This window comes from Enterococcus sp. AZ140, assembly GCF_051714405.1.
Classification (GTDB): domain Bacteria; phylum Bacillota; class Bacilli; order Lactobacillales; family Enterococcaceae; genus Enterococcus_B; species Enterococcus_B pernyi.
This window is the reverse complement of the sequence record NZ_JBIORU010000001.1, coordinates 1,410,386-1,431,070: the sequence shown is the minus strand read 5'-3', so window position 1 is coordinate 1,431,070 and position 20,685 is coordinate 1,410,386. Positions and strand designations below refer to the sequence as shown.

The 20,685-nt window shown below is 42.1% G+C and carries 22 protein-coding genes; 2 read left to right on the top strand and 20 right to left on the bottom strand.

Annotated features, from left to right (window positions below):
• The first annotated feature begins 84 nt into the window (after positions 1 to 84).
• Positions 85 to 1,785: a fibronectin-binding protein EfbA gene (gene efbA, locus IGJ39_RS06685; RefSeq protein ID WP_019722829.1), complete on the top strand. Its 1,701-nt coding sequence runs from the start codon at positions 85 to 87 to the stop codon at positions 1,783 to 1,785.
• Positions 1,786 to 1,864: 79 nt separating this feature from the next.
• Here the strand turns inward: efbA and IGJ39_RS06680 are convergent, their stop codons facing one another.
• The 14 genes from IGJ39_RS06680 to pyrR form a co-directional block, all read right to left on the bottom strand.
• Positions 1,865 to 2,800 (bottom strand): ETX/MTX2 family pore-forming toxin, encoded by a 936-nt coding sequence (locus tag IGJ39_RS06680; RefSeq protein ID WP_019722830.1) that lies wholly within the window; start codon positions 2,798 to 2,800, stop codon positions 1,865 to 1,867.
• 240 nt (positions 2,801 to 3,040) lie between these two features.
• Positions 3,041 to 3,943 (bottom strand): LysR family transcriptional regulator, encoded by a 903-nt coding sequence (locus tag IGJ39_RS06675; protein WP_019722831.1) that lies wholly within the window; start codon positions 3,941 to 3,943, stop codon positions 3,041 to 3,043.
• A complete protein-coding gene (locus IGJ39_RS06670; RefSeq protein WP_019722832.1) occupies positions 3,940 to 4,641 on the bottom strand; it encodes a carbonic anhydrase family protein in 702 nt (233 codons plus the stop codon). Before IGJ39_RS06670 ends, IGJ39_RS06675 begins: the two co-directional genes overlap by 4 nt.
• A 41-nt stretch (positions 4,642 to 4,682) precedes the next feature.
• Positions 4,683 to 5,324 (bottom strand): YfbR-like 5'-deoxynucleotidase, encoded by a 642-nt coding sequence (locus IGJ39_RS06665; protein WP_019722833.1) that lies wholly within the window; start codon positions 5,322 to 5,324, stop codon positions 4,683 to 4,685.
• A 196-nt stretch (positions 5,325 to 5,520) separates the two neighbouring features.
• Entirely contained in the window at positions 5,521 to 6,153 is a 633-nt protein-coding gene (gene pyrE, locus IGJ39_RS06660; protein WP_010735509.1) for an orotate phosphoribosyltransferase, read from the bottom strand.
• Positions 6,154 to 6,156: 3 nt separating this feature from the next.
• Positions 6,157 to 6,867, bottom strand: coding sequence for an orotidine-5'-phosphate decarboxylase (gene pyrF / locus IGJ39_RS06655; protein ID WP_019723949.1), 711 nt, complete (start codon positions 6,865 to 6,867; stop codon positions 6,157 to 6,159).
• Positions 6,864 to 7,793, bottom strand: coding sequence for a dihydroorotate dehydrogenase (locus tag IGJ39_RS06650; RefSeq protein WP_438764337.1), 930 nt, complete (start codon positions 7,791 to 7,793; stop codon positions 6,864 to 6,866). Before IGJ39_RS06650 ends, pyrF begins: the two co-directional genes overlap by 4 nt.
• Positions 7,790 to 8,566 carry a dihydroorotate dehydrogenase electron transfer subunit gene (locus IGJ39_RS06645; RefSeq protein WP_019723951.1) on the bottom strand — a complete coding sequence of 259 codons (777 nt, stop codon included), beginning with the start codon at positions 8,564 to 8,566 and terminating at the stop codon, positions 7,790 to 7,792. The genes IGJ39_RS06650 and IGJ39_RS06645 overlap by 4 nt, the downstream gene beginning before the upstream one ends.
• Positions 8,567 to 8,652: 86 nt before the next feature.
• Positions 8,653 to 11,838: a carbamoyl-phosphate synthase large subunit gene (carB, locus tag IGJ39_RS06640; protein WP_019723952.1), complete on the bottom strand. Its 3,186-nt coding sequence runs from the start codon at positions 11,836 to 11,838 to the stop codon at positions 8,653 to 8,655.
• Positions 11,838 to 12,917, bottom strand: coding sequence for a carbamoyl phosphate synthase small subunit (locus IGJ39_RS06635; protein WP_066025534.1), 1,080 nt, complete (start codon positions 12,915 to 12,917; stop codon positions 11,838 to 11,840). The genes carB and IGJ39_RS06635 overlap by 1 nt, the downstream gene beginning before the upstream one ends.
• Positions 12,918 to 12,921: 4 nt before the next feature.
• Complete coding sequence (locus IGJ39_RS06630; RefSeq protein WP_019723657.1) at positions 12,922 to 14,202, bottom strand: dihydroorotase; 1,281 nt, start codon at positions 14,200 to 14,202, stop codon at positions 12,922 to 12,924.
• A 20-nt stretch (positions 14,203 to 14,222) separates the two neighbouring features.
• On the bottom strand, positions 14,223 to 15,149 hold the full coding sequence (locus IGJ39_RS06625) for an aspartate carbamoyltransferase catalytic subunit (protein WP_023519624.1): 927 nt from the start codon (positions 15,147 to 15,149) through the stop codon (positions 14,223 to 14,225).
• A 12-nt stretch (positions 15,150 to 15,161) separates the two neighbouring features.
• Complete coding sequence (locus tag IGJ39_RS06620; protein WP_010735517.1) at positions 15,162 to 16,445, bottom strand: solute carrier family 23 protein; 1,284 nt, start codon at positions 16,443 to 16,445, stop codon at positions 15,162 to 15,164.
• A 14-nt stretch (positions 16,446 to 16,459) separates the two neighbouring features.
• A complete protein-coding gene (pyrR, locus tag IGJ39_RS06615; RefSeq protein WP_029594119.1) occupies positions 16,460 to 16,999 on the bottom strand; it encodes a bifunctional pyr operon transcriptional regulator/uracil phosphoribosyltransferase PyrR in 540 nt (179 codons plus the stop codon).
• Between the two features lie 58 nt (positions 17,000 to 17,057).
• Between pyrR and IGJ39_RS06610 the strand changes: the two genes are divergently transcribed.
• Positions 17,058 to 17,180 carry a hypothetical protein gene (locus tag IGJ39_RS06610; RefSeq protein ID WP_256209227.1) on the top strand — a complete coding sequence of 41 codons (123 nt, stop codon included), beginning with the start codon at positions 17,058 to 17,060 and terminating at the stop codon, positions 17,178 to 17,180.
• Between the two features lie 59 nt (positions 17,181 to 17,239).
• On the opposite strand, the gene IGJ39_RS06605 is transcribed toward IGJ39_RS06610, so the two are convergent.
• The 6 genes from IGJ39_RS06605 to IGJ39_RS06580 all read right to left on the bottom strand — a co-directional run bounded on the left by IGJ39_RS06605 (position 17,240) and on the right by IGJ39_RS06580 (position 20,454).
• A complete protein-coding gene (locus IGJ39_RS06605) occupies positions 17,240 to 18,151 on the bottom strand; it encodes an RluA family pseudouridine synthase (RefSeq protein WP_195339264.1) in 912 nt (303 codons plus the stop codon).
• A complete protein-coding gene (gene lspA, locus IGJ39_RS06600; protein ID WP_019723659.1) occupies positions 18,148 to 18,612 on the bottom strand; it encodes a signal peptidase II in 465 nt (154 codons plus the stop codon). Before lspA ends, IGJ39_RS06605 begins: the two co-directional genes overlap by 4 nt.
• Positions 18,613 to 18,616: 4 nt before the next feature.
• Entirely contained in the window at positions 18,617 to 19,315 is a 699-nt protein-coding gene (locus IGJ39_RS06595; RefSeq protein ID WP_019723660.1) for a CBS domain-containing protein, read from the bottom strand.
• The gene (locus IGJ39_RS06590; protein ID WP_019723661.1) at positions 19,302 to 19,685 is read right to left on the bottom strand and encodes a hypothetical protein; all 384 of its coding nucleotides are present in this window, start codon (positions 19,683 to 19,685) and stop codon (positions 19,302 to 19,304) included. The genes IGJ39_RS06595 and IGJ39_RS06590 overlap by 14 nt, the downstream gene beginning before the upstream one ends.
• A 96-nt stretch (positions 19,686 to 19,781) precedes the next feature.
• Entirely contained in the window at positions 19,782 to 20,273 is a 492-nt protein-coding gene (locus IGJ39_RS06585; RefSeq protein WP_019723662.1) for a DUF6773 family protein, read from the bottom strand.
• A complete protein-coding gene (locus IGJ39_RS06580; protein ID WP_196768995.1) occupies positions 20,260 to 20,454 on the bottom strand; it encodes a helix-turn-helix transcriptional regulator in 195 nt (64 codons plus the stop codon). Before IGJ39_RS06580 ends, IGJ39_RS06585 begins: the two co-directional genes overlap by 14 nt.
• Positions 20,455 to 20,685: the final 231 nt, after the last annotated feature.

Genomic DNA, 20,685 nt, shown 5'->3' with positions numbered 1-20,685 from the left:
AGAAGAAATCATCCGGTCCATTGGTCTTTCCTTTCTTTTTTCGTTATAATAAGTGTACTTATGAATAGAAATGAGGAATGAATCATGTCCTTTGATGGTGTATTTACCCATGCAATGATCCATGAATTGCGCGAAACACTATTATCTGGTCGGGTCTCAAAGATCCACCAACCGTATGAAAATGAAATCATTTTGGTGATTCGTTCTCGTGGAAAGAACCACCGATTGTTGTTATCTGCTCATCCAAGCTATGCCCGTGTCCAGATCACAGAGATCGATTATCAAAATCCAGAAAATCCGCCGAACTTCGTGATGATGTTGCGTAAACATTTAGATGGTGCGATTTTAGAAAATATCAAGCAAATCAAAAATGACCGAGTAATCCACTTCCATTTTTCAAAGCGGGATGAACTAGGCGACTTACAAAATATTGTTTTGATCGTTGAATTGATGGGACGACACAGTACCATCGTTTTAGTGAATCAACAAACACAAAAGATCCTAGACGCGATCAAGCATATTGGCAGCTCACAAAACACGTATCGTTCGTTACTCCCTGGTGTCGAATATGTCGCACCACCTGAACAAGCGGTACTTGATCCTTTTGAAGCAACAAAAGAACAAGTATTTGAACGCCTATCAAAAATCGAGCCAAATGCAAAAGCACTACAACAAGCATTTCAAGGATTGGGCCATGACACTGCATTAGAATTGATCGAACGGATCAATCAGCGACCGAATGAAAAAATGGCTGTCTGGGAAGAATTCTTTACTGCGATCGATCAACCTACACCCACACACTATGAAGTCGGCACAAAAGAATACTTTACGCCGATTGCTTATCAAGAACTGGCGAAACAAGCCGATTCATCACAAGAGTACGCCACATTAAGCGCGTTGTTAGATGCGTTTTACCAGGAAAAAGCGGAGAAAGATCGAGCAAAACAACAAGGCGGCGAACTGATCCGTAAAATCGAAAATGAACTGAAACGTAATCGCAATAAATTGAAAAAGCGCGAGCAGACCTTGCTTGATTCAGAAAATGCGGAAGAGTTTCGTCGTGATGGCGAACTATTGACGACTTTTATGACTCAAGTTCCTCGTGGTGCGACTGAAGTGACCTTGGCGAATTATTATGAAGAGAATCAACCAATCCGGATTGCTCTTGATCCCGCCTTAACACCTAATCAGAATGCGCAAAAGTACTTTCATCGCTACCAAAAACTTAAAAATGCGGTCAAATTGATCGGGAAACAAATCGAAGAAGCGAAAAGCGAGATCCAGTACCTTGAATCTGTCCTTTCGCAATTGGAGATTGCTGGACCGATGGATATCGAAGTGATCAAAGAAGAGCTATTAGCAGAGGGCTACTTGAAAAAGAAAACAAACAAAAAACAAAAGAAAGCAAAACCTTCTCAACCTGATCGCTACTTCTCTTCTGACGGCACTGAGATTTTAGTTGGTAAAAACAATCTGCAAAATGATCAATTAACTATGAAAACTGCAAGAAAAACGGATCACTGGTTGCACGCGCAAAACATTCCAGGGTCTCACGTGATCATCAAGAGTGATCAGCCTTCTGATGAAACCATTACGGAAGCTGCGGAACTAGCTGCGTATTACTCCAAATATCGCCACTCTGCACAAGTGCCTGTGGATCTAGTGCAAGTCAAACATATTCGCAAACCGAATGGCGCTAAACCAGGCTATGTGATTTACGAAAACCAAAAAACGATCATTGTGACGCCAGAGGAAGAAAAAATCCAAGCAATGACGAAAGATTGATTTTGCTGAAAAAACCGACGTCAAGAAGTCATGACTTCTGACGATCGGTTTTTTTGTGGTTCAAAATACGAATGACAAATTAAATTTGATAGCCTGTCGCAATGATTTCTTTTGTGCCAGTTGTACGGTCAAAGGCTTCTAATACAAATCCAGAACCATAATCGACACGATACGTTCCTCCGCCGATCCTACGACCTGCTACATTGGCGTTAACTTGTTTCCAATTGTTGCGGCTTTCAGAAATGTAACGATTCCAATAACTATCAGAAAGTACTTGGCGATCTCCAACGACAGTTCCTAGACCATATGTATGGATGCGGCCAGCAGCATCTTTTTTGTATGGGATATCTGCTCGGATCTGTTGCTCTAAGTTAACTGATCCTGTGGCTTCTCCAGTATAAAATACCCAATTGACTTCCACGGTATGCCCAGGTCTTACATTGATGGCTTGACCAGGAACTGTCCAACTTTTTTTGACTTCTCGTGTATGTGAAGTCGTTGTACTAAAGTTGTAACTCAATTCAACACCCATGGTTGCAGAACCAAACATTGGTACACGGATCTCTGTGCTAGTCGATGTTGATACCCCAGCAGATTGCGTGGTCGAAGTTGTTGTTGAATCCGTATAAGTCTCCGAGTAAGAAGGTGTCGTAAACGTTTGATTTTGGTTTGTACTATTGTGGAATACACTTGTGTTAACAGTTCTTGATGTTTGTCTGGTGCCCATATCACTATTGACTCCTACCGAATAAGCTTGGCTAGACACATTTCTTGGATTGTATTCATTACCAGTCAGTCTTTCATTTACACCAATGTCCCCCCATTGATACATTTGAAAAGATAACGCATAAGACATCGTACTCATGCGATCGATCGTACTTTGATTGACCGATTTTAAATACCCTTCGCCGATTTGCGGAAGCAACTCATCGGCTTGGACAACGGGTTCTCCTGTAAATAAGCCTAAACTCGTCGCTCCAACAACACCCAACATCACCTTTGTTACTTTTTTCATATTTTTTGATTCTCCTTTATTATTTTCTACAAATCAATGGGCATATAGTTACCCAACGATTTGCTAATTCTATTATGGAACATATTTTCTGCGTAGTGACATCCTGTACACTACTACAACAATTTTATCAGCTTCAAATCAAGCACAAAAAAATAAGCCTGAAAATCAACCATTTTTGATATTTCGGCTTATCTTTTTGCTCAACAGTGTCTATTGAGACGTTTATTTGATTTTTACAGCTTACTTCATCTGTTTCATCACCTGTTGGATACTTGTGATAAACTTCTTGGCGATATCACTTAATGGCTGCTTTCCAGAATAAATGACATATAACTCATTCATCGGACTATCCGCTAAAGGAATCAAGCGTAAATATTCTTTGATCTCCCCGATCACGATGCCAGAGCCTGAAGCATAGGCATCTGTTTCTAACACAATGTTCATCAACGTGCCACGGTCACTCGTATAGATCACCGATTCTTGTTCAGGGATCTCAATTAGATCTTCATAAAAGTAAGGAAAATTATTGCCATCTTGTGTAAACCGAACTTGTGGAAATGCTGCTAACTCTTCTACCTTTATTTCTTCTTGCTGGGCAAGTGGATGGCGCTGTCTAAGAAAGATATGGGTCTTAAATGTTCCTAAAGACTGCGCGACTAATTCCCCTTGTTCTAAGTAACGCTTGATCCCTGTGCGATTATGGTCATTCATATAAAGGATCCCTAACTCGCTTTGCTGCTGTTGGACTTCTTCGATCACGTTTGCTGTTGTCGTTTCCATGATCCGAAACTGCTTCACTTCTGCTTTAAACGTCTCGATCAGTTGCGCAGTCAATGGTCCTAGAAAATCATAGTGTTGTGAAGCAATCGAAAAGCTTTCTCGCTTTTCACTTTTTTGGTAATAGTTTTCCAAAGAATCTAATTGTACTAAAATCCGTTCCGCCCGTTTTAAAAAGGCTTGACCATCTTCTGTTAGATAGGCACCTCGATTCGTGCGGGTAAATAAAGTGATACTTAATTCATTTTCCAATTCTTTGATCGCTGCAGAAAGGCTTGGTTGAGAAACAAACAATTTTTTTGCTGCTTCTCGAAAACTTCCATTATTCGCTACCGCAGTGACATATTTCAATTGTTGGATGTTCATTTCGTCCCCTTGTAATAATAAATTTTTCGTTCCTTTAGTGGTTGTAATGGACGATTATTTGGTTGCGCATATTGTCCTTTGAATGGGATCAAAAAATCACGATTCAATTGACCGACTTGATCCATGACGAACCATTGGATCGGCCCACTCGTTGGCGGAGTGGTCAATGAACCAACGTAATGATAATGACTTTTCTGCTCAGGGAAAAAGACAGAGGCATCGGTCCAATGCTCATGGGCATCAAGATCCCATTTGTCGCCATTTTGGCGATCGTACAACCAACCCTCATCATTTGATAGATGGTACATCGCACCAACCACTAAGTTTTCTTGTCGTTCGTTCGTATGGACAAAGTGAAACTCGATATCTTCTTGTTTCCCATTGATGACGTGTTCTGACGGCATATGAAAATGGATGTCGGTCAAATAGTATTTGTCTTCATTGAAAAGAACGTAACTGATTTGATCGTATGGCACAAGATGGATCGTGTTCTTGAACTCTTTATCCGTGAAGCGTTGCTTCTGATAGTGAAAAGACAGTGTTTCTTTCGTGTCACTGCTTTCTTCACATGTAACTAGAGGAATGGGCGATTGCCACTCAAATTCGGCTCCTTTTGCAAACCAATCGCACAATCCTGCCCAATGTTCCGGTCCTCTTTCACCAGAATAACCCCACTCAACATCCATATTCTTCTTCAACTAAAATTCCTCCTGAATCAGTTACCTACAAGGCACTTCGACTATTCTTTTTCTTTTTTGACAATGTTTGACACAGCTGCTAAGAAATCCTCTTTTCCATAGAATTCTTGATTGAGCAACTCCGGAAAGATCTCCTTGAAAAAATATTGGACGGAAGGTCGATGGTCGAAGCCTTTGATCGTTGTGACTGCCTCAATAAACATCTCTTTATAGACTTTTTCCGGATTGTTTTTACTGATCTCATCAAATGATTCGTACAACAAATCGATTTTATCTGAAACTGCTAATAATTCGCCTTCGACCGTATCGTCTTTTCCTTCGAACAAGCGGCGACGATAGACGTCTTGTAAAGCTTCGGGAATTTCTTGATTGATGAACTCATCCGTCATTTTTTCTTCGACGGTCTGTAGCATCCCCCGCAACTCTTTACTTGCATATTTTACCGGTGTTTTGATGTCGCCGATAAAACGTTCAGTGTAATCATGGTTCAGCGCTTTTTCATATAAGAGTTTCCAATCGATTGGTTGCCCATGGAGTTCTTCGATATCCCCTAAAACTTGCGCGATCGAAGCCACACGATACGAATGAGCCGCGACGGTATGTTCAGTATGTTTGAAGAAACCTGGCGCCCGTGTGATTCTTTCTAAGTTATTTAGTCCTAAAATAAATTCATTCAATCCCATAAAGATTCCTCCTCCTTGAGATGACTTTTCCGATAATGTTATCATTAAATAACTTGAATTCGCAAATTTTCAGCTTATTATCTTTAGAGGTTTTCATTTATAAAAGAATAGTTTTCACTATGTATCATAAAGAGTTGGCTGTTCCACAAATAGAAAAAGGGCTGAAACAACAATTGTTTTTCGCCCTTTGTTCTAATTAATCCGTCACCCAGTTCTCAGGATCTTTTTTCCATTCTTTTAGTAAAGCTAATTCTGTTTCGTCGATGGTTTTGTTTTCTAAAGCAAATTCGATCAGCACAGAATAATTCGTCAAAGTAACCAATGGTAGACCCGCTGCTTCAAAGTTAGCTTTTCCTTTTGGCAACTCGTAAGTAAAGATAGCTGCGACACCTAAAACATCTGCACCTTCTCGTTTAGCTGCTTCAGCGGCTTCTAACACACTTCCACCTGTTGAGATCAAATCTTCAATGACCACCATTTTTTGTCCTTCAAAGATCCGTCCTTCGATTTGGTTCCCTTTGCCATGAGCTTTCGCTTTGCTGCGAATGTAGACCATTGGTAAGTCTAAGATCTCAGCTACCCAAGCTGCATGAGGGATTCCTGCGGTTGCTGTTCCAGCAATCACTTCGACTTCTGGAAATTCTTGCTTGATTTTTTCAGCTAATCCTTGAGCGATTTCTTTTCTTACTTTTGGATAACTCATCGTGATGCGATTGTCACAATAGATGGGGCTTTTGATGCCACTTGCCCAAGTAAATGGTTGGTTTGGGCTTAAGAAAACAGCTTCGATTTCTAAAAGGTCTTTGGCAATAGTTTGTTCGATATTCATAGATCAACGACTCCATTCTGCTTTGATTGTTTGATAGGCTTGGTAAGGATCTTCTGCTTGTGTGATTGGTCGACCGACAACGATAAAGGTTGAGCCGATTTCTTTTGCGCGGGCTGGTGTCACGATTCTGGTTTGGTCACCAGCAACTGTTCCTTCCGGTCGGATGCCAGGGGTTAGACACGTAAATGTGTCACCTGCTTTTGCTTTGATCGATGCCACTTCAAGTGCTGAAGATACGACCCCATCTAAACCTGCTTCTTTTGCACAAGCTGCGTAGTGGATCACACTTTCTTCTAAGGGTACTTCGATCAGTTGATCATGGTGCATCTCTTCTTCACTTGTGGAAGTCAGTTGCGTGATTGCTAAAAGTAAAGGTCGTTTCTTACCTTCGGGTGTTCCATCTGTCAAGCCACGCATCGCCGCTTCCATCATACGGATACCGCCGGCAGCATGGACACAAGTAATGTCTACGCCTAATTTTGCTAGGCCTCGCATCGCTTTTTCCACGGTATTTGGGATATCATGTAATTTCAAATCTAAGAAAACGTCATGTCCAGCGTCTTTTAACCAACGAACGATGATTGGTCCTTCTTGATAAAAGAGCTCCATACCGATTTTAACGAATAACTTTTCGTCTTCTGGGAAACGTTGCATAAAGGTTTCTACTTCTTGCCAAGATGAAAAATCTAAAGCAATAATTGGTCGTTGATTCATTGATTTCTACCTTCTTTCACTTCTTTGATCAATTGCTCTAAAGACTCAATGCCTAACTCGCTCATTCTCGCTGGTAGGTCTGCAATCAGTTTTGGACAGATATAAGGGTCGGTAAAGTTGGCTGTCCCAACAGCAACTGCACTTGCACCTGCCATGTACATCTCCAGTACATCATCAACGGTTTGCACACCGCCCATCCCAATGATCGGCAAGTTTGAGACACTTGCCACTTGATGGATCAAACGAATAGCCACCGGTTTGATCGCTGGTCCTGAGAGACCGCCTGTTTGATTGGCAAGAATCGGTTTTCTAGTTTTCAGATCGATACGCATCCCCAGCAAGGTATTGATCATCGTAAACCCATCGGCGCCGCCAGCTTCAATCGCCTGTGCCACTGGCACGATATCCGTCACATTAGGAGATAATTTGACATAGACAGGGACATTCGCCACTTTTTTCACCGCTTGTGTCAGTTGGAACGCCACATCTGGGTCAGTACCAAAAGCAATTCCGCCATGTTTGACATTTGGACACGAGATATTCAGTTCGATGGCATGGACATTCGGTGCATCACCGATCTTGCCACAAACTTCAACATAGTCTTCTTCACAGGCGCCAGCGACATTTGCTATGATCGGCAAATCTTTATAGGTGGCTAATTCAGGTAGCGATTTTTCCATGACCACTTCCATTCCAGGATTTTGCAACCCGATCGCGTTGAGCATACCAGATGGTGTTTCTGCTACTCGCGGCGTGGGATTACCAAAGCGCGCTTTAGGTGTCGTCGCCTTGACCATGATCGCGCCAAGCTGGTTCAAATCGTAGTATTTGCCATATTCTTTGCCAAATCCAAAGCAACCACTTGCTGGCATGATCGGATTCTTCAAGTTTAATCCTGGAAGTTTAACTGCTAAAGGGTCACTCATAAAATCACCTCTCCTGCTTGGAAAATCGGTCCTTCATCACAGACTTTCAAGCTTTTCGTTCCTGTTTCATCGCCTGGGACATGACAGACACATGCGTAACATGCACCGACACCGCAAGCCATGCGAGACTCTAATGACAGTTGGACGTTAGGATGACCGGCGAAAAGCTGTTCCACTGTCTTTAGTAATCCATTTGAACCGCAGGCAAAAACAGCAGCAGGCTTATCTTTTGCCGCAAGCAATAGATTACCGACATTCCCATGCAGTCCATAGGTGCCGTCATCTGTTGCGATCCTTGTATCACCTAGCTTTAGAAATTCTTCTTCATAATACATTACTTCTTGTGAAGCAAAGCCTAGAAAGTGAATCGCTTTGACGCCTCGTTCCTTCAGCTGTTTCGATAGTTCGTATAAAGGAGGCACACCGATCCCTCCACCGACAATGAAGACCTCATCTTCTTTCGTTAATCCTGAAAGATCGAAGCCATTCCCTAAAGGCCCTAAGACGTCTAAAGAATCACCAGCAGTCAATTCTGCGAAATGCTTTGTTCCGTCTCCTTCTACACGGTAGATGATACGACAAGTTTTTTGTGATTGATCGATCTGGTTGATACTGATTGGTCGGCGCAACAACAAATCTGCTCGGGGTACCCGAATATGAAGGAATTGTCCAGGTCGTGTCATTTCTTTGACTAATTCCCCGGTCAGTGTCATTTCATAGATTCGTGGTGCTAGTTGCCGTTGGTGAACGATTTTCATTACTTCTTGTTTCATCTCTACACTCCTATGTTTTGGGACTTTTTCGCTAGACTGCTTTGCTTTTTTCATTTTTTAAATAGGAGGGCAATTGCCCTCCACGATTAGATTGCTTGTGTTGAAAATGCTCGGGATTCCATCACGCGGACGATCGCATCCGCAGTATCAAGGGAAGTAAACAATGGCGTGCCATGCTCTACTGCTTCACGTCGAATGATAAAACCATCTTTTGACGCATTCCCACGATCTTTATCAATGGTATTGACGACTACTTGTGCTTTGCCCGCACGAATCAGGTCAACGACATTTTTCTCTTTTGTTTCCTCAGAGATTTTAGCTACTGGGGTCACCACAAGTCCGTGTTGCTCAAAGAACGCTGCGGTATTTTTCGTTGCCAATAAGCTATAGCCGATTTCTGCAAAGCGTTTTGCTAGACCTAAGGCTTCTTCTTTCGTTTCATCGGCGATCGTAAACAAGACAGCACCATAATCAGGCAAGCGTAAACCAGATGCTTCGAACGCTTTATACAGCGCTTTGTCTAAGTTTTGATCCGAACCCATGACTTCACCTGTCGATTTCATCTCTGGGCCTAAATAAGTGTCCACTTTATGCAACTTCGTAAATGAGAAAACTGGCGCTTTGACATGGACGTTGGCAGTTTCAGGGTACAAACCATCTTCATAGCCTAAGTCTTTCAATTTTTCTCCTAAGATGGCTTTTGTCGCGATCTGTGCCATCGGGATATTCGTCACTTTGCTCAAGAAAGGAACCGTTCGACTCGCACGTGGGTTCACTTCGATGACATATACTTGGTTGTCATGGATCACGAATTGGATGTTCATCATCCCGATACAATTCAACCCTCGTGCTAAACGGATCGTGTAATCTTCGATTGTTTGCTTGATTTCCTCTGACAGTGCTTGTGGTGGATAAACCGCCATCGAATCGCCTGAATGGACTCCAGCACGTTCGATGTGTTCCATAATTCCTGGGATCAAAACGGTTTCGCCATCACAGATCGCATCGACTTCACACTCACTACCGATCAAGTAACGATCGACTAAGACTGGATGTTCTGGTGAAGCTTTGACCGCATGTTCCATATAATCTTCTAGGTCACGTTGGTTCTCGACGATCTCCATTGCCCGACCTCCCAAGACATAGCTTGGACGAACAAGTACTGGGTAGCCGATTTTATTGGCAACTGCAACTGCTTCTTCTTTACTTGTCGCAGTATCTCCTAGTGGCTGAGGCACCCCTAATTCTTGTAACGCTTGTTCGAATAAATCACGGTTCTCTGCACGATCAAGGTCTTCGATCGTTGTGCCTAAGATTTTTACACCTGCTTTTGCTAATGGTTCAGCTAGATTGATCGCTGTTTGTCCTCCAAATTGGACGATGACACCGATTGGTTGTTCTAACTCGATGACATTCATCACATCTTCAAAAGTCAAAGGCTCAAAGTAAAGTTTATCAGAAATCGAGAAATCTGTCGAAACGGTTTCAGGATTACTATTCATGATGATTGCTTCATAGCCTGCTTGTTGAATGGCTTTGACGGAATGAACTGTCGCATAATCAAATTCTACCCCTTGTCCGATACGGATCGGTCCAGAACCAAGTACTAGAACAGACGGTTTTTCTGAACGATGGCTTTCATTTTCGATTTCATACGTACTATAGAAGTAAGGTGTGTGGGATTCAAATTCGGCCGCACACGTATCGACCATTTTGTAAACAGGTTGAATGTTCTTTTCCGTACGTAATTGGCGAATCGCTTCCGTCGTCGTTTTCCACAATTCCGCAATTTTTCGATCTGTGAAGCCATTTTGTTTCACAGTAAGAAGTAGATCCAGCTGATTCGGTTGTGCCGAAAGCTCCTCTTCTAATTCAATGATATGCAACAATTTATCCAAGAAGAATAAATCGATTTTCGTCAAGTCTGCCAATTCTTGGATCGGATAGCCACGACGGATCGCTTCGGCTAAGTAGAATAAACGATCATCTTGTGCTCGGACGATTTTCTCCATCAAACGTTCTTCACTGACTGTCTTCAGTTCTGGCAATTCAAGGTGGTGCGCCCCGATTTCTAATGAACGAACGGCTTTTAATAAAGATTCTTCGATGTTACGACCGATCGCCATCACTTCGCCGGTTGCTTTCATTTGCGTGCCTAAGACACGTTCACCGTTTTCGAATTTGTCGAAAGGCCAACGTGGGATTTTTGCTACTACATAGTCCAATGCAGGTTCAAATTCAGCATAAGTCGTTCCTGTTACTGGATTTTTCATTTCATCCAAGGTCAAGCCTAACGCGATTTTAGCTGCTAATTTTGCGATCGGATAGCCGGTCGCTTTACTTGCTAAAGCAGAGGAGCGTGAAACACGTGGGTTCACTTCGATGACATAGTAGTTGAAACTATGAGGGTCTAATGCTAACTGAACGTTACAGCCACCTTCGATTTTCAATGCACGGATGATCGATAGTGATGCATCTCTTAACATTTGATATTCATGGTCTGCTAATGTTTGGCTTGGAGCAAAGACGATCGAATCCCCTGTATGGATACCGACTGGATCGAAATTTTCCATGTTGCAGACAACGATGGCATTATCGGCAGAGTCGCGCATCACTTCATATTCGATTTCCTTGAAGCCTGCAATACTACGTTCAATCAAACATTGGGTAACAGGCGACAAACTCAAGCCATTTTCCGCGATTTGTCGTAGTTCGGCTTCATTCTCACACATACCACCACCAGTACCCCCTAGTGTGAAGGCTGGACGAACGATGATCGGGTAACCGATTTTATTGGCAAAGGCGACTGCTTCTTCCACCGTTGTCACGATTTCTGATTCTGGGATTGGTTGATTTAATTCTTCCATCAACTTTTTGAACAAGTCACGATCTTCTGCTTGGTCGATCGCACTTAATTTCGTCCCTAATAATTCGATGCCTAATTCGTCCAAGATTCCTGATTCAGCTAATTCCATTGCCATATTCAAACCTGTTTGCCCACCTAATGTCGGTAAGATCGCATCAGGACGTTCTTTTCGTAAAATTCGCGAGACAAATTCTAATGTGATTGGTTCTAGGTAGACTTGATCGGCAATTTCTTTATCAGTCATGATCGTTGCTGGATTGGAGTTGACTAAGACGACTTCGTAGCCTTCTTCTTTTAAAGCAAGACAAGCCTGTGTACCTGCATAGTCAAACTCAGCGGCTTGACCAATGATGATCGGACCAGAACCGATCACCATGATTTTATTGATATCTGTGCGTTTTGGCATTAGAATTGCTCCTTTCCAGCGTCCATCATTTCCATAAATTCATCAAATAAATGTAGTGCATCATGTGGGCCAGGTGCTGCATCTGGATGGAATTGCACACTGAAGGCAGGATAGCGACGGTGACGGACACCTTCGACTGTGCCATCATTGACTTCCACATGAGTGACAAGTAATTTTTCCGGATCGATCGTTTGTTCATCTACCGCATAGCCATGGTTTTGTGACGTAAAATCGATTCTTCCTGTGGCAACTTCACGCACAGGATGATTCAGTCCACGATGACCAAATTTCATCTTGTACGTATCTGCCCCATTGGCTAGTGCAAAAAGTTGATGCCCTAGGCAGATCCCGAAAATCGGGATCTTGCCTTGGATTTGTTTGATCATCTCGATCGCTTCTGGTACATCTTTCGGATCCCCTGGTCCATTCGTCAACATCACGCCGTCTGGCGATAATGAAAGGATCGTTTCCGCATCCGTATTGTACGGTAAGACCGTTAAATTACAGTCACGCTTACTCAATTCACGTAAGATGCTATGTTTCAATCCAAAATCAATGACTGCCACATTTCTTCCTGTTCCTGGGCTAGGATAAGGTTTATTGGTTGAAACTTGTTGGACTTGGTTCGTTGCCAAGACGGTTGCTTTTAGTTGGTCAAACGCATGTTCAAATGTGTCGCCTGCATCCACGATACTGGCTTTCATCGTCCCAACTTCACGGATTTTTCGTGTCAACGCCCGTGTATCGATGCCAGAGATACCAGGGATTCCTTTTTGTTTCAAGAACTCGTCTAATGTCATTTGGTTACGCCAATTTGACGCAACACGTGCATGCTCTTTGACCACTACACCTTTACACGTTGGTGCAATCGATTCATAATCATCACGGTTGACGCCATAGTTCCCTACCATCGGGTACGTAAATGTAATGATCTGTCCATTAAAACTTTGATCTGTGATCGTTTCTTGATATCCTGTCATACTTGTCGTAAAGACGATTTCTCCAAACACATTGGCTGTCGCGCCAAATGATTTCCCTTTAAATACTGTGCCATCTTCTAAAATCAGCAACCGTTCCATCCAATTATTCCCCCTTATACCAAACAAGTTTTCCGTTGACAAATGTCATCAATGTTTCCCCTTTGATTTCCCAACCGACAAAAGGTGTGTTCTCGCCTTTTGATAAGAAATCTTTTTTATCGATTACTGCGGAATGCGCAATATCGTAAACTGCCAAGTCTGCTGGTGCGCCGATCGTCAAGGTGCCAGCTTCCAAACCAAAGATGGCTGCTGGTTTGACTGCCATCCAGTCAATCACTTGCTCTAGTGTGAATTTTCCTGTTTCAACAAAATGTGTATACACGAGTTGGAAGGCTGTTTCACTTCCAACGATCCCGAATGGTGATTGCAAGAAACTTTGACTTTTTTCTTCTAATCCGTGTGGGGCATGGTCGGTGGCAATACAATCGATCGTGCCATCAAGCAAGCCTTCGATCAATGCCTCGCGATCGGCTTTGCCTCTCAACGGTGGATTCATTTTCCAAAAACCAAAATCTTCTGGGATATCTTCATCGATCAAGATCAGATGATGCGGTGAAACCTCTGCAGTCACGTGAATCCCGGCTTTTTTCGCATCGCGGATCACCCGCACACTTTCTTTTGTTGAAACATGGCAGACATGATAGTGAACCCCTGTTGCTTCCGCTAATAGGAGATCACGAGCAATTTGAGAAGACTCAGTCACACTCAAAATACCTGGCAACCCTAGCTCTTCTGCTTTTTCTCCTGCGTGCATCACACCGCCAAATAATAATGATTCATCTTCTGTGTGAGCAACAAGTGCTTTATTGTTTTTCGCAGCTTCTTTCATCGCTAAGTACATCGTGCCTGCTGTTTGCACGCCGACACCATCATTGGTAAAAGCAAATGCGCCTTCATTGATCAATGCTTCTTGATCGACCAGTTCTTCACTTCGAAGATTCTCAGTGATCGGTGCATACTGTAATACTTTGACGACAGCATCACGTTTGATGATGTCATAGACTTGTTTTAATTTTTCTGCTGTATCAGGTACTGGGTCAAGATTTGGCATCGCACAAACAGTGGTGAACCCACCTCGAGCAGCTGCTTTCGTGCCAGCTTCGATCGTTTCCTTGTAAGTAAAGCCAGGCTCTCTCAGATGGACATGGACATCCACTAATCCAGGTGTGATCAACTGCCCTTGTGCATCAAACACTTCATCAAATTCAGCCTCAGGAAAGCCTGTACCGATTGCTTTGATCTTTCCTTCTTCGATCCAAATTTCTGCTGGTGTTGTTTCATTTCTTTTTGTATTGATTTGACCGTTTTTAATGAGTGTTTTCATGTTTCTTCCTCCTCTTATGTTTATGCTTTTCCACTTAATACAGCTTCTAAGATCGCCATTCTGACAAATACACCATTGCTCATTTGTTGAATGATCCGTGACTGTAACCCTTCAACCAGTGAATCCGCCAATTCGACATCTCGATTGACTGGTGCCGGGTGCATGATGATTGCATGTTTTTGCATTTTTTTAGCGCGTTCGACTGTCAAGCCGTACTCTTGATGATAGCCTTCTTTTGAAAAACTTTCTTTTCCATCGTGGCGTTCATGTTGCACACGTAACATCATCATGACATCGACTTGATCCAGCAAGTCATCTAGTGGTAAGTAATGACCGTAAACTTCAAATTCATCGTCATACCATTCTCTTGGACCTGAGAAGAAAACCTGTGCGCCAAGACGTTTCAACATCTGCATATTCGATTTTGCGACACGAGAATGTGTGATATCTCCGACGATCGCCACTTTCAAGCCTTCAAAATAGCCAAATTCTTCATAGATCGTCATCAAATCAAGTAAGCACTGCGTTGGATGTTGCCCGCTACCGTCACCGCCATTGATGATCGAGCATTGGATCGTTTTACTTTGGATCAATTCGTCATAGTAGTTTTCATCTCCATGACGGATAACAGCTACATCCACCCCAAGTGCAGACATCGTTAGAACGGTATCGTATAATGTTTCACCTTTTGTAACTGAACTTGTACTTGCTTCAAATTCGATCACTTCAAGACCAAGTTTCTTTTCTGCTACATCAAAACTTTTATGCGTTCGTGTACTGTTTTCAAAGAACAAGTTCGTTGCAAAATATTGGGATTTTTGTGGTGACCAAGTTGCGCCCTGTTTGAACTCTTGTCCTCGTCGGATCAACCCCATTACTTCTTGGTCTGTTAATGCTTCTACCGTTAATAAGTGTTTTAAACTGATGCGTTCTGATTTGATGATCATGCGATGTCCTCCTTAATTTTCTTCGCTGCGTGAAGTTTCTGGTAAGATAAGATTTAAAATGATTCCTAAAACTGTTGCTAGTGCCATGGCAGATAAAGTGAATGTCCCGACTTCCAGGACTAATCCCCCGATACCTACGACTAAGATGACTGAAGCAATCAATAGATTTTTCTTTTTATCAAAATCGATTTTGTTTTCGACTAAGATTTTCATCCCACTTGCCGCAATCACTCCGAATAGGATGAAACTGATACCTGAAATGACTGGCCCAGGAATACTTAATATCAAAGCACTTAGTTTGCCAATGAAGCCAAGGATCACTGCGAAGACCGCTGCGCCTCCGATGACGAACACGCTGTGTACGCGAGTGATTGCCAAGACGCCGATATTTTCACCATAACTTGTCACTGGCGGCCCACCAACAAAAGCTGCCACTAATTGAGCCAAGCCATCTCCTGTCAATGTACGGTGTAAGCCTGGATCTTCAAAGAAATTTCGTTTGGTCAATTTGTTCAAGACCATCAAATGGCCGATGTGTTCGGTCATTGTGACAAAGGCGATCGGTGCCATCGTAGTGATTGCCCCTATATATAACTTCGGTTGATATTGCACAAATGGAATCTCAAAGTTAGGCAGCGCGAACCATGGTGCGTCGATGATTGGTTGGGTGTCAACGATCCCGAAAAGTAAAGCCACGATGTAACCAGAGATGATGCCAAGCAAGATCGGTAATAATCCTAGAAACCCGCGTAAGAACATATTGAAGAAAATCGTCAATCCTAAAGTGATCAACGCAACTGATAGATATTTGAAATCGTAATGGTCTTGATTGAACATCGCGTTGTTTGCTGCGTTGGCAGCTAAACCTAAACCGATGACCATGATGACTGGGCCAACCACGATCGGTGGCAAGATTTTGTCTAACCAAGCCGAACCGATTTTCTTGATGATCAACGCAACGATCAGATAGACAAGTGCTGTTGTCATCGCGCCTTGTGCGATCGCCGGGAAGCCGTCGGTTTTCATCAACATCTGCATAGCGGCGATGAACGCAAAGCTACTGCCTAAATATGCTGGAATCTTCCCTTTTGTTGTAATCAAGTAAACGATCGTTCCTAATCCTGAACTGACCAAAGCAATCCCAGGGTCGATTCCGACTAAGATCGGTACTAAGACAGTTGCACCGAACATCGTGAATAAATGCTGTAAACTTAATCCCACCCAGTGTCCAATGGTTGGTCGATCATGGATGTCTAATACCACACTATCGTTGTGGAACTTTTTTTCTTCTGCCATCTTGCCTTACTCCTCTACTTTTCCTCGTTTAAGATCATGATGCGATCTTGTCCATCTAATTCTTGCATCTCTACTAAGATTTCTTCTTTTTTTGCTGTAGGGATATTTTTGCCTACGTAATCTGCGCGGATCGGTAATTCTCGGTGTCCCCGATCAACTAGAACTGCTAGTGAGATTTTTCTTGGACGACCAAAGTCCATGACTGCATCCATTGCAGCGCGGATCGTCCGTCCTGTGTATAACACATCATCGATCAAGATAACTTCTTTTCCTTCTAAACTGACTGGAATATCTGAAGAATGCAATTCTGGTTCTTGAGCGATCTCTTTTTTATCGTCACGGTACAATGTGATATCAAGTTCTCCTACAGGTACTTCGATATTTTCGAGTTGTTTCAGACGTTCGGCAATTCGAGCAGCGATATAGATCCCTCTCGTTTTGATCCCGACTAAGACGATCTCTTCGATACTTTGATTTCTTTCGATGATTTCGTAAGTGATACGTGTTAACGCTCGTTTCATCGTTACTTGATCCACTACTTCTTTTGCTTGCATCATTTTTCCCCCTCCATTTTTTACACAAAAAAACTCCTGCCCTAAGAGGACAGGAGGAATGTTTAGACTGAGTGTATACTACTACACTGGTCGCTTTGTGTATGCGACGTCATTGAGCAAGTCTCGCTATGGCGCACCACAGGAATTCTTACTCACACCCTTCTTAGCCTCACGGGACTAAACTTAAAGGACTTCTATTAAGTTTTTCTTTTATTGTTTATTACTATACCGTTAAGTACTTTAAAAAGCAATATCTTTTCTCAACTTCTCTAAAGTTTTTTCAAAAACTTCTGGCAATGGTGCCTCAAAGGTCATTCGTTCATTCGTTTGAGGATGAGTGAAACCTAATAATTTCGCATGTAAAAATTGGCCATTGCCTTTGAGGGTTTTCTTTGGTCCATATACGGGATCACCTGCTAAAGGATAACCAATATACTTCATATGCACACGGATCTGATGCGTACGCCCTGTTTCTAATTGTAACTCTACTAAAGTGAAATTCTCAAAACGTTCTAGTACAGTAAAATGCGTCACAGCTGGTTTTCCATCTTCGCGGATCGCTTGCATTTTTCGATCGACTTTTGAGCGCCCGATAGGTGCATTGATCGTCCCTTTTTCATGAGGAATAACGCCATGGACTAAAGCAATATATTTTCTTAGGGAAGTTTTATCTTTCAATTGCTGTGCCAAAGCTTCATGGGCTTGATCATTTTTTGCGATCATCAATAATCCAGACGTATCTTTATCGATTCGATGGACGATCCCTGGACGGATCACGCCATTGATCGATGATAGATTTTTCATATGGTACATCAACGCATTGACTAGTGTTCCTTGGGCATGACCAGCAGAAGGATGAACGACCATGCCTTGTGGTTTATTGACCACAGCTACGTCGTCATCTTCATAGACGATCTCGATCGGTAAATCTTCTGCGAGGATCTCAAGTTCTTCAGGTTCTGGCACATCAATAATGATCGTATCCGCCGATTTCACTTTGTAATTCGCCTTTACTGGTTCCCCATTTACTGATACGGCACCGTCTTTTAACCATTGTTGGACTTGTGAACGACTATGATCCGGAAATAATCCTGTTAGAACTTTATCGATCCGCCCTTTTTCTTCTTTGATCGTTGCTTTTAATTGTGTCATTTTTTTCGTTGTTCCTTTTCATCTAAAATAATATAAACCAATACACAGATCACACCGATCACTAAAGAAATATCCGCCACATTAAAGATCGGGAAATTCATGAAATCGGTTTGGAACATATCGACCACATAACCTAAACGGACACGATCGATAAAGTTACCGATCGCCCCAGCTAGGATCAATGTCAGACCGATCATGAACCAACGATTTCCGTTGCTACGATTTTTGATCATCAACGTCAAGATCACTACAACTGCGATGATCGTCACGACAGTAAAAAACCACATTTTTCCTTCTAGTAAACTCCAAGCTGCTCCGAAATTACGGATATGATTCAAGGACAAGATCCCTGGAATCACTGATTTCGTTTCTCCTAAAGCAAAGTTATCGACGATCAACCATTTTACCCATTGATCTAAGCCGATGATCAACGCACTTATAATCCAATATATCGCTAACAAACAATCATTCCTTTTCTACTTCATGATAAATATCTCTTGGTCTGATGATCCCTAATAAATTTCCGTTAGGGTCACCGTTTTTGGTGATCAACACAGCTTCAAGCGTACCCTGCTCGCCAAACATTTTTTCTACTTCAGCAATCGTTGTCTGAGCGGATACAAAATGATAATTGGTGTACTTACCATCTTGAGTGATCAGATCGGCAGCTATTTTCCCTTGAAGATCGATCACACCATGATGACTTTCTTTGGCTAACCAAAAACCTAACATCCGCAACGTCACTAATCCTTTGAATGTTCCTTTATGATAAAGCGGGAACTGAGAATAACGCTTTTGAGCAACCGTCTCCAACAAACTAGGTAATGGGATGTCCCATTCAAACCCAGTTACATGCTTTGCGAAACGCGGTAACACTGTTTCTGGACGAATCAGTTCTTGCTCGATTCTTTGCATACGCTTCGTCGCCCATTCATTAGGTTCAGCGATAATAAAATCGACGGCGATCCGATCATGCACGATCGCATTACGTAATTGAGCCAATTGTAGTAAGTCATCCTCATATTTTTTGATACTTTGGTGTTGCTTTTGTGCTAAACGACGAACGAGTTCAGTGAACCCCATATTTCGTGGATTCCCCATCTCTTCTTGCATCCATTTTTCGATCCGATTAAAGCTACTCAAAAAAAGATCAGAATTCTTCATCACTAGCCTCCTTGATGACATATGCTTTATTTTTTATAAATAGAAAGAAACCAATCATTACGACGACGATCAGTAAACTATAAAGGATACTTTGAATAGCAACAGCACTGATCCCTGTAAACAAGAAAAGTACGGGATATAACTGTAATAGCAATAAATTCATCGTGATCCGATAGTTTTTAGTTGGTTCTGCTATCGTATAGACTGGACTTTTGAGCCAAAAAAAGGTGACTTGCATCTGAAACGGGACGTCTACATCTAGAGTAACAGATTGGTTTTGCCCCAAACTGATTTTCCGATCATCCACCCGTAATGTGATTGGACTACCCATTCCGTAAAATCCCGTATCTCTAGTAACATTCACTTCCATTTTCGCTCCTCCTATTATGCGTTAGTCTCTATCAAAACACAAGCGGAATCTCTGTTATCCCTAATGGATCGATCCTTGTATCATCTTTTTCAGCAGTCATTTTTCCTCATTTTCATCCTCTAATTTACTTTCAAGTCTTTTCTGCCCAAATCGATTGACAGAAGAAACCAAAAACACTAAGGCAGACATAAATAAAGCTGAAGATATAAATGTAATCCCTAAAATCGCTAAAAAATGAGGATCGAAATAACCAGTGTATAACTCATGATATAAGGTATAATTCCTCACCCCAGTAACTGCAGAAACGAATACACTTCCAACAATGACTGCTAACACTCGTAATTTCTTTGCATGTTTGGATTGATCGATAAGCTCGTGACCAATCAGTGAGCCACGGATCAATAAATAGATGAACGCTACTCCTAGCAACAATAATTCGGTAAACACTTCAGAAACTGGTTGCTCCAACAAATAACTTTTTACAAAGATCGAAGTCCCTAATAATACCAATAATAACAAAAAGGCTTCACTTTGTATTTGATTATTGACCTGTACGATACGTTCATCTTTAAGTTTATTCTTTTTCATCTTTATCCTCCCAAAATAGATCATCTAGTGTTTGATTTAATTCATGGCAGATGGCCTGACACAACTTGAGTGTGGGATTATACTTCCCTGCTTCAATCAATCCAATCGTTTGCCTTGTCACGCCTACACGTTGGGCCAATTCTTCTTGACTTAAATCATTTGCTAAACGCGCGAGTTTCATTCGGATGTTTTTCAACTTGATAGTTAACCTCCATTCTTCTCTGTCACTCTGATTGTAAACTATATCTTACTAAATGTAAAATATATGTTGCTTTAATAAGGGAAAAATAATAAAGGGCTGGGTCATTCGCCCACCCCGTATAAACGGCGGAAAAAGAAGGACCCTCTGCGAGAAATAAAGCGTCATCCACAAAAAGTTGAAGAACCATTTTCGTGGATGACGCCTTATTTC